Genomic DNA, 5,817 nt, shown 5'->3' with positions numbered 1-5,817 from the left:
ACCGTGACCGGGGCAGCGACGACCACCGCGGCGGGAGGGGCGGCCACGGGCGCGTCCGCGCACGCCCCGGCGAGTGCCAGGACGGCCAGCGCGGTCAGAGCCGCGATCGTCGTGCGCACCACCCGCACACCCCCGTCGTCCGGGCCATCGTGCGCCCCGCCGAGCCCGACGGCCAACTCGGCACCTGTCGCCGCCGCCGGATCCCCGACAGGATGCATGTCGAGAACCCGCCCGCGGCTCCGACCACCCCACGAGAGGGGCCGCCGGGCCCCGAGAGACGGAGTGCACACCGTGAAGTACATGCTGCTCATGAACTACTTCGTCGAGGGCGTCCCCCCGATCGACCAGTGGGCTCCCGAGGACGTGCAGCGGCACATCCAGTTCCAGCACGACCTCGGCGCCGAGCTGGTGGCCAGCGGTGAGTTCGTCGACGGGCAGGGTCTCGCGTGGCCGGACTCCGCGAAGTTCGTGACGAGCGACGGGGTGTCCGCCCCGGTGGTCACCGACGGACCGTTCCCGGAGTCGAAGGAGTTCCTGGCCGGCTACTGGATGGTCGACGTCGAGGACGAGGCCCGCGCCGTCGCGATCGCCGCGCAGGCCTCGGCCGCCCCCGGCCCCGACGGCGTCCCGATGCAGCAGGTCTTCGAGGTCCGCGCCCTGATGGAGGCGCCTGCTCCTGTCGAGTGACCCGCCCCTCGAGGACCTGCTGCGCGAGCTGGCGCCGCAGGTCCTCGGCGTGCTGGTCCGCCGGTCCGGGGACCTCGCGGACGCGCAGGACGCGCTGCAGGACGCGCTGCTGGCCGCGACGACGCAATGGCCGGCGCAGGGCGTGCCGGACAACCCGCGGGCGTGGCTGGTGGTCGTCGGGCAGAACAAGCTGGTCGACCGGTACCGCAGCGAGGAGGCGCGACGCCGGCGCGAGGAGCTCGTCGGCACCATGGAGGCCGTCGACGCGGGGGACGCGATCGAGACCGACGACTCGCTCCTGCTGCTGTTCGGCTGCTGCCACCCCGCGCTCAGTCCGGCGTCCGCCGTCGCCCTCACCCTCCGCTCGCTGGGCGGGCTGACCACCGCGGAGATCGCCCGCGCCTTCCTGGTGCCGGAGACCACGATGGCGCAGCGGCTCAGCCGGGCGCGCAGGGCGCTGCGGGAGCTGGACGGTCCGTTCCGGATGCCGTCGCCCGAGGACTACCCCGCCCGGCTGCGAGCGGTCCTGCGCGTGCTCTACCTGATGTTCAACGAGGGCTACGCCAGCACGACGGGCTCGTCGGTGGCCCGCGCCGACCTCGCCGCCGAGGCGCTGCGGCTGGCCCGCACCCTGCACGGCAGCCTGTCCGAGGACCCCGAGGTGGCGGGCCTGCTCGCGCTCGTCCTGCTCACCGACGCCCGCCGCCCCGCCCGCACGGGACCGCGCGGCGAGCTGGTCTCGTTGACGGACCAGGACCGCGGGCTCTGGGACCGGGCGATGATCGACGAGGGGACCGCGCTCCTCGAGGACGCCCTGGCGCGGGGCGCGGTGGGGGAGTACCAGCTGCAGGCCGCGATCGCCGCGGTGCACGACGAGGCGCCGAGCACCGACGGGACCGACTGGCCGCAGCTGCTGGCCCTGTACGCGCTGCTCGAGCGCGTGACGGGCAACCCGATGGTCACGCTCAACCGCGCGGTCGCCCTCGCCATGGTCCAGGGCCCCGACGCCGGGCTCCGGCTGCTGGCCACGCTCGACGACCGGCTCCCCGGGCACCACCGGCTGGCGGCCGTCCGCGGACACCTGCTGGAACGCGCGGGCCGGCCGGGCGAGGCCGCCGACCAGCTGCTCCTGGCCGCGCGCGGGACCACCAGCCTGGCCGAGCGCGACTACCTGCTGGTGCAGGTGGCACGGCTGCGCCACGGTTCGGCATCCTGAGGCCCGTGGCCGCCGACCCGCACGTCCTGTTCTCACCCGCCGTGACCAACCTGCGCGACCTCGGGGGCCGCGCCACCGCCGACGGCGGGACGGTCGCGACGGGGGTCGCGTTCCGCTCGGCCGAGCTGGCCGACCCGTCGGTCGGCACGGACGCGGTGCTGGCGGGGCTGCGGATCAGGACCGTGGTGGACCTGCGCACCGAGGCGGAGCGGTCGAGCCGCCCCGACCGGATGCCCGCGGGTGCGCGGCTGCGGGTGCTCGACGCGCTCGCGGACCTGCCTGGCGGTGCCGCGGCCCAGCTCCCCGCCGTGCTGGCAGGCGCTGGTGCCGACGCCCTCGCGGACCTCGACCTGGCCGGGCAGATGCTCGCCGTCTACCGGCGCCTCGTGATCGGCGAGGCCGCCCGGCAGGCGTACGCGGGACTGGTCCGCACGGTGATCGACGCCGAGCGCCGGGCGGTCCTGTTCCACTGCACCGCGGGCAAGGACCGCACCGGGTGGGGGACGACCGTCCTGCTGCTGGCCGCGGGGGTCGACGAGGAGGGCGCGATGGAGGAGTACCTCGCGGTCGGTCCCGCGGTCGGCGCGACGTACGCGCCGCTGCTCCAGCAGGTCGGTGACGCCGGCGGGAACCCGGACGACCTGCGCCCGCTGGTGGAGGTGCGTGCGGAGTACCTGGAGACCGCGCTGGCCCTCGTGCGCGAGCGTTTCGGGTCGTTCGAGGGGTACCTGTCGGCCGGTCTCGGGCTCGGGGCCGTCGAGGTCGAGGCGCTCCGCAGGACGCTGCGCACGGACGGGTGAGCGTTGGACCGTTCGGGTGGTCCGATATGTCCGATCTTGCCGACTCACCCGGTCGGGCCGACCATGGGCGGATCGCACCTCCCGCGACGCAGCGTCGTCTGAACCCAGGCGCCGAGGGAAAGGCACGCCTGTGGCCGACGAGATCGTCTCCCCCATCCGACGGGGTGCGCACGACATCGCGCTCGAGCGCGACCGGGTCCGCCGCAAGCGCGTGTACCGGTTCGCCGCGTTCGTCATCGCCGTCGAGGCGTACGTCATCGGCAGTGCGCTGCTGAACCGGCCGCTGCTTCCCCCGATGCCGCAGATCGACCCGCTGATCCTGGTCCCGGTGCTGTTCTTCGCGGCTCTGCTGGTGCTCCTCGTCGGTACGCAGGTGGGCACCGCCCGTTCCCCGCACGTGGTCTACCGGCCCGAGCAGGTGGACGTCCGGCTGGACGACGTCATCGGCATCGACCCCGTCAAGGAGGACGTGCGCCGCTCGATCGACCTGTTCCAGACGCACAAGCAGTTCGCCGAGCAGATGGGTGGGACCCCGCGCCGCGGCCTGCTGTTCGAGGGCCTGCCGGGCACCGGCAAGACGATGACCGCCAAGGCGATGGCCGCCGAGGCGGGGGTGCCGTTCCTGTTCGTCTCGGCGACGTCGTTCCAGTCGATGTACTACGGCGCCACCGCCAAGAAGATCCGCGCGTACTTCAAGGCGCTGCGCAAGGCCGCCCGCACGGAGGGCGGCGCGATCGGGTTCATCGAGGAGATCGACGCGATCGCCATCCGCCGCGGTGGCCTGTCGTCCGCCGCGGTGGCCACGAGCCCGTTCGACGCCTTCCGGGTCCCGCACGTGGTCACCAACGCCGTGATCAGCGAGGGGACGGGCGGCGTGGTCAACGAGCTGCTCGTGCAGATGCAGTCGTTCGACCAGCCCACGACGTCCGACAAGCTCGTCAACTGGTTCATCGCGCGCGCCAACCTGCTCCTCCCGGTCGCCCGTCAGATGCGCCAGCGCAAGCCCGTCAAGGCTCCGATCCTGCTCATCGCCGCCACCAACCGCGCCGACTCCCTCGACCCGGCCCTGCTGCGTCCGGGGCGATTCGACCGGCGGCTCACGTTCGCGACGCCCGACGCGGTCGGTCGGCGGGCGCTCGTCGACCACTTCCTGGCACGCCGGTCCACGGACTCCGAGCTGGACGACACGGCCCTGCGGGACCGGCTGGCAGCCGCGACGAACGGCTGGACACCGGTGATGATCGAGCACCTGCTGGACGAGGCGCTGGTCAACGCGCTGCGCCGCGGCTCGATGGCCATGACGTACGCGGACATCGAGCACGCCCGGATCACCGAGATGGTGGGCATCGGCCAGCCCGTCCGGTACACGGAGGCCGAGGAGCGGCTCATCGCCACCCACGAGGCCGGCCACGCGGTCACCGCCTGGCTCGCCGCCCCCAACCGCACGCTCGAGGTGCTCACGATCGTCCGCCGCGGTGACGCCCTCGGGCTGCTCGCGCACGGTGACTGCGAGGAGGTCTGGACGCACTCGCACTACGACCTGCGTGCGCTCGTGCAGATCGCCATGGGCGGCTGGGTGGCCGAGGAGCTGTTCTTCGGCCAGACGAGCACCGGTCCTGCCGGGGACCTCGCGTCGGCCACCCGCACCGCCGCGCAGATGGTGGGTGCCGCCGGCATGACGGGGTCGCTCATCTCGTTCGCCGCGACGCCGCACGACCTGGTCTCCGCGGTGCTCAGCGACTCCCAGGCCCGCGCGCAGCTGGAGGCCGTCCTCGACGACGCCCGCAGCACCGTCCGCCGCCTGCTGTCCCGGCACCGCCACCTGGTCGAGGCGCTCCGGGACGCCCTGCTCGAGCGGCACGAGCTCATCGGCGACGAGATCACCGCCGTGCTCGAGTCGGCCGCGCTGGCGCAGCAGCAGATGCTGGAGCGCCAGGAGGACGAGAAGAGCGCAGCGGTGGCCGCCGGGGCTGCGGCGCAGGCTGCCATCGCGGCGGAGCGCCTGCGGGTCGCCTAGCCTTCGGAGCGTGCCCGAAGGTCATACCGTCCACCGCATCGCCCGTCAGCTCACGCAGGACCTCGTCGGTCGGCGACTGGCTGTGACCTCGCCGCAGGGCAGGTTCGCGGCCGGCGCGGCGCGGATCGACGGGCAGGTCATGGTGTCCGCGGACGCGGTGGGCAAGCAGCTGTTCTGCACGTTCGAGTCCGGTGACGTGCTGCGCGTGCACCTGGGCCTGTACGGCGCGTGGGACTTCCACGGGTCGCTGACCCCGCTGACGCCCGGTGGCTTCGCGGCGGGCAGCATGGGGGCGCCGCGGCTGCGCCGGGCCGTGCGGATGGGCGAGGACGAGCGGGAGGGGCCGGCCGACGAGGGTGGGCTGGTGGTGTTTCCGCCGCACCCGGTCGGTYAGGTCCGCGTGCGGCTGGCGAGCGACGCGACGGTCGCCGACCTGCGGGGTCCGTCGGCGTGCGAGGTGCTCSACCCGGGCGGGGCGGCTGCGGCGATCGGCCGGCTCGGACCGGACCCGGCGTCGACCGCCGACCCGGCCGCCGCCGGGGAGGTCGTCGTGGACCGGCTGACCTCCCGGAACGTCGCGGTGGGCCAGCTGCTCATGGACCAGACGGTGGTCGCCGGGATCGGCAACATCTACCGCGCCGAGCTCCTGTTCCGCGCCCGCCTCGACCCGCACACCCCCGGCCGCCGCGTCCCGCGCGAGGTGGCCCGCGCGCTGTGGGACGACTGGGCCGTCCTGCTGGCCGACGGGATCGAGCGGGGCTACATCCTGACGCGCGAGGACCTGTCGGCAGCGGAGCGCGCACAGTCCGCCACGGACACCACCCTGCGGCACTGGGTGTACCACCGCACCGGGCTGCCGTGCCTGGTCAGCGGCACCCCGGTGGTCGTCGAGGAGATGGCCGGCCGCAAGCTGTACTGGTGCCCGACCTGCCAGGTCTGACCGACGGCGTTCAGCCGGTGATCTCCCGGTAGGTGTCGATCAGGGTGACGAACTCCGACCGCAGGCCGTAGGGGTCGTCGCCGAGGGCGGCCTGGGCGCGTTCGCGTGCCCGGGTGGGGTCGGCGTCGTCGGCATACTGCGAGTCGGTCACCGCGAG

5 protein-coding genes are annotated in these 5,817 nt (G+C 74.0%); all 5 read left to right on the top strand.

What is annotated here, in order from left to right; all coding sequences use genetic code 11:
• Positions 1-300 precede the first annotated feature (300 nt).
• On the top strand, positions 301-687 hold the full coding sequence (locus tag AC1DUQ_RS16170) for a YciI family protein (RefSeq protein WP_477061623.1): 387 nt from the start codon (positions 301-303) through the stop codon (positions 685-687).
• Complete coding sequence (locus tag AC1DUQ_RS16165; protein ID WP_477074135.1) at positions 671-1,903, top strand: RNA polymerase sigma factor; 1,233 nt, start codon at positions 671-673, stop codon at positions 1,901-1,903. Before AC1DUQ_RS16170 ends, AC1DUQ_RS16165 begins: the two co-directional genes overlap by 17 nt.
• A 5-nt stretch (positions 1,904-1,908) precedes the next feature.
• On the top strand, positions 1,909-2,703 hold the full coding sequence (locus AC1DUQ_RS16160) for a tyrosine-protein phosphatase (RefSeq protein WP_477060862.1): 795 nt from the start codon (positions 1,909-1,911) through the stop codon (positions 2,701-2,703).
• 130 nt (positions 2,704-2,833) lie between these two features.
• Positions 2,834-4,720 (top strand): AAA family ATPase, encoded by a 1,887-nt coding sequence (locus tag AC1DUQ_RS16155; protein WP_477060863.1) that lies wholly within the window; start codon positions 2,834-2,836, stop codon positions 4,718-4,720.
• A gap of 10 nt (positions 4,721-4,730) precedes the next feature.
• Positions 4,731-5,660 (top strand): Fpg/Nei family DNA glycosylase, encoded by a 930-nt coding sequence (locus tag AC1DUQ_RS16150; RefSeq protein ID WP_477074134.1) that lies wholly within the window; start codon positions 4,731-4,733, stop codon positions 5,658-5,660.
• Positions 5,661-5,817: the final 157 nt, after the last annotated feature.

The sequence above is a fragment of the Cellulomonas sp. P4_B5_2 genome (genome assembly GCF_056402235.1).
This window is presented reverse-complemented; position numbering and strand designations above follow the sequence as displayed.